Genomic DNA, 3,941 nt, shown 5'->3' with positions numbered 1-3,941 from the left:
GAAAAGCTTTTCTTCAGAAAAGTTTTCCCTCCCTTCCCCAATCTTCCACTTCTACTTCCCCATCAACCCCGCGATCTCCTCCCGCAGGACGCGGGCGGCGGCCTCGGCGGCGATGCGGTCAAGCTCGTTCTGAATGCGGCTCATGACGTCGGCGGTGATGGCTTCGGTGTCGGGGAGATCCGGCAGGATAAGCTGCGGAAGCGGGCGGTTCTCCAACTCCTGCACGCGCCGCTCCAATTGCTCCAGGGCGCGGGCCGAAGCGTCCTGCTCCTCGGAGGCTTTTTCCATGTCCACACGGACGAGGGCAAGGACATCCTGCACGATGCCGGCGGCGTCGGGAGCCTGCACGGGCCGGCTCTCCAACAGCGCGAGCCGCCGCTCCAGCGATTCCAGCGCAAGGCCAAGCACATCCGGGCCGTCATCGGGGTCGGCTTCAGGAGAGGAGGATTCCCAAGGGATCTCTGCGGAACGGGAGGGGACGGGAGGGAACGCGGGCTCTTCGGCCACCTCGGCGGATGTGCCGGGAAGCGGTGCGGCTTCGAGGGCCTCAGCGGGAACACCCGAAAGCGTGGAACCAAGCTCCGCCGCAAGCGATTTCAACTGACCGCACAAAGCATTGCCTTCCGTAAGCAGAGACTGGATGTCGCCGGAGATCGCGGAGACGTTGAGATCCTGCTCAGCGGCGTCATCCGCGCGCTGTTCCAAGGCGACCACCCGTTCATTGAGACGGCTCAAGGCTTCCTCCAGCCGGATAATACGTTCTTCCATTTCATGGCCGCAGGAAGGCTCCGCTTGCGGCTCGGCGGCGCTGACGGGAATGTCCGGCACAGCCACGGGCACGAACGCAAGCGCCCGATCCGTGCCGTCCTCGGAAGGTTCCGGCAAGGGCTCGGCAACATCATCCGCCGATACGGAAGAGGGCAGCGATTCTGAAGGTTCCTCAGCAGCCCCTTCCGGCGCGGCCTCAGCCTGTTGAGAAGGGCCGGGGTCAGCTTTCGAGCCCTCCTCCCCTTCTGGAGAAACCAGCATGGGAGCCTCCATAGCGGGCTCCGGCGCAACCGGCGAGGGCTCAACCTGTGGGGCATCCGCAACCGGAGCGTCGCCGAACAGCAATTCCAGATCCTCGGCATACGTTCTTTCAGCGGGTTCCGGGACGGAGGATTCCTGAGCTTCGGGGTGCATCTCGGCAAACTCCTGATCCACGGCGTCGGTGGATGGGGCCGGAGCTTCCGTCTCGTCCGGAACCCCGGAGGCATCGGCCATGCCGGGAGCCGTTTCCACACCATACTCGTGCACAACCGCCCCGGCCTTCGTCATTTCCGCTTCAAAGGCGCGGATCAGCGCCTCGTCCGGCTCTTCGCGGACGGGTTCGCCAAGGATCTCGGCGGGAGCCTCTCCTTCCGCGCCATCCGAAACAGGCTCCTCCGGCAACGCGGAAGCCTCGTCCTTCGGAGGCAGCAGCGTCATGAGGGGCGTCTTTTCGATCTCTTCAAGAAAATCATCGCTGTTCTCAAAAGGATACCGCGACACCACCCGTTCGGACTCTTCCCCGGGCGGGGTTTCCGGCTCGGCCGCTTCGGGCTGCCCCGGCAGGGCTTGCCCGCCATCATCATGAAGAGCCCCGCGGGGCTCCGGTTCAGGAGACGCCTCGGGGTCATCGACGATATCAAAAAGGTCTATGATGCCTTCTTCCGGGTCGTAGGGATCTTTCCGCGCCATACTGGCCTCTCGTCGGCAAAAAATATAAATGGATACGAGTAGAGTACACGCATCCGGCGCGATCTGGCAAGCGCCAACCGGAGGACGGTTTACAGGCCGCCCACCACCCTGTAGACTGGATGCGGCCTTTCATCCTGCCTCTTTTTCAGACTTTTTTTGGAGATCGCATGGAGCGCCCAGCATCCTCAACTCTTCCGACCACGCCCGGCATCTATATCTATAAGGACGCGCAGGGACGGATCATCTATGTGGGCAAGGCCCGAAACCTCCGCAAGCGCATCCTTTCCTATTTCCGGGACGCTTCGGCCCTGACCCCGAAAACGGTCGCCATGATCGGGCACGCCGCCTCGCTGGAGACGCTTTCCACCACCACGGAAAAGGAAGCGCTGCTCCTCGAAGCCAGCCTCATCAAGAAACACCGCCCGCACTACAATATCGTCCTGCGCGACGACAAGCAGTATGTCCTGTTCCGCATCGCCAAGGACGCCCCCTATCCGCGCCTTGAGGTCGTGCGTCAGGCCCGGCGCGACAACGCCCGCTATTTCGGCCCCTTCACCTCGGGGCAGGCGGCCCGCGAGACATGGAAGAGTATCCACCGGGTCTTCCCCTTGCGGCGCTGCGTGGACCGGGCCTTTAAAAACCGCGTCCGGCCCTGCCTCTACCACCATATAGGGCAATGTCTCGCGCCGTGCACGGAAAACGTCCCCGTTGAAGAATACGCCTCCCTCATACACCGCGTGGAACTGCTCCTCTCCGGGCGCTCCCGTGAATTGCTCGATATGCTGCGCCACGCCATGGAGGACGCGTCCGAGGCCATGAATTACGAACAGGCCGCCGTGTTCCGGGATCAGATCAAGGCCATCGAGCGCACGGTGGAACGCCAGAGCGTGGTCCTGCCGGAAGGCGGCAACATGGATGTGGCGGGCGTGGTCCCGGCCAAAGGCGGACTTGCCCTCGGGCTCCTCTTCGTGCGCGAAGGGCGGCTTGTGGACGGGCGCACCTTCTTCTGGCCGGATCTGGAACTGGCGGAAGGCCCGGAATTGCTCTGGAGCTTCCTCGGGCAGTTCTACGGCCCGCAGACATCCATCCCGCCGCGCATTGTCGTGCCGTGGCTGCCCGAAGACACGGTTCTGCCCGGAATGTCCGGCGAGCAGGACGCTCCGGACTCCGCCTCTCCGGCAAAAGATCACATTGCAACACTCGAAGGCGAAGCGGAACCGCCTCACGCCGCCGGAACGGATTCCAACGGGCACGCCCCAGACGAGGTGGAGTCCCTCGAAGCACTGGAAGCGGCCCTTGCCGACGCGCGCGGGGGCATCGTCCGCATCGCCAAACCCCGCAATGCCGCCGAAGCCCGGCTCGTGGACATGGCCGTCTCCAACGCCCGCGAAGCCGCCGTCACCAAATCGGAAGTCCCCATGTCCGACCGCCTTGCCGCCGCCTTCGCGCTGGACAAGGTGCAATCCGCCCTGCCCGGGGCCGTCCCGATGGCATCCCGCCCCATCCGGCGCATCGAATGTGTGGACGTTTCCCACACGGGCGGCACGTCCACCCGCGTGGGCATGGTCGTCTTTGAAGATGGGCAGCCCCAAAAATCCGATTACCGTACCTATGCCCTTGAAGGCGAAGCGGCCTGCAACGGCGACGACTACGCCGCCCTTGCCGAGTGGATGCGCCGCCGCCTCGAATCCGGGCCGCCGTGGGCGGATCTAGTGCTCATCGACGGCGGGCGCGGGCAGGTTTCCGCCGTGCAGCGCATCGTCAGGGAGTCCAGCGCCGAAGGGCTGTTCCTGCTGGCGGGCATCGCCAAGGCCCGCGACGACATGGGGCGCGCCGACCGCCGGGCCGGGAATGTGGGCGACCGGATTTTCCTGCCCGGCAGGAGCAACCCCCTGCCGCTGCGCGACGGTTCCGCCGAGCTATTGTTTCTCCAGCATGTCCGCGATACGGCGCACCATTTCGTCATCGGGCGGCACCGCCGGGCGCGGGCGGGCGCGGCGCTCTCCGCCGAACTGCTCCGCATCCCCGGCGTAGGCAAGGCCACGGCCCGGCTGCTCTGGGAGCATTTCAAGGCCCTTGATGCCATCATTGCCGCCACGCCCGCCCAGCTTGCCGCGATCCCCGGCATCGGCCCCCGCAAGGCCGAAGCGCTGGCGGACAGTTTGAAGAGGCTGAAGGAATGAATTGGGGAGGGGAGGAGGGGCCTTTCTGGAGAAAGGCCC

At 64.9% G+C, this 3,941-nt stretch carries 2 protein-coding genes; one reads left to right on the top strand and one right to left on the bottom strand.

Going from position 1 to position 3,941, the window contains the following annotated elements; all coding sequences use genetic code 11:
- Positions 1-51: 51 nt before the first annotated feature.
- On the bottom strand, positions 52-1,719 hold the full coding sequence (locus tag HMPREF0178_RS08930; RefSeq protein WP_009380280.1) for a hypothetical protein: 1,668 nt from the start codon (positions 1,717-1,719) through the stop codon (positions 52-54).
- Between the two features lie 167 nt (positions 1,720-1,886).
- Here HMPREF0178_RS08930 and uvrC point away from each other — a divergent pair, with 167 nt between their 5' ends.
- Entirely contained in the window at positions 1,887-3,902 is a 2,016-nt protein-coding gene (gene uvrC / locus HMPREF0178_RS08925; RefSeq protein ID WP_009380279.1) for an excinuclease ABC subunit UvrC, read from the top strand.
- Positions 3,903-3,941 lie beyond the last annotated feature (39 nt).

The organism is Bilophila sp. 4_1_30, from assembly GCF_000224655.1.
GTDB classification, from domain to species: domain Bacteria; phylum Desulfobacterota; class Desulfovibrionia; order Desulfovibrionales; family Desulfovibrionaceae; genus Bilophila; species Bilophila wadsworthia.
The sequence above is the reverse complement of the archived record's forward strand: the minus strand, read 5'-3'. Positions and strand labels throughout refer to the sequence as shown.

Excerpts from the sequence above, each read along its gene's own strand:
- uvrC (WP_009380279.1), top strand. The coding sequence starts at position 1,887 with ATGGAGCGCCCAGCATCCTCAACTCTTCCGACCACGCCCGGCATCTAT.
- HMPREF0178_RS08930 (WP_009380280.1), bottom strand. The coding sequence starts at position 1,719 with ATGGCGCGGAAAGATCCCTACGACCCGGAAGAAGGCATCATAGACCTT.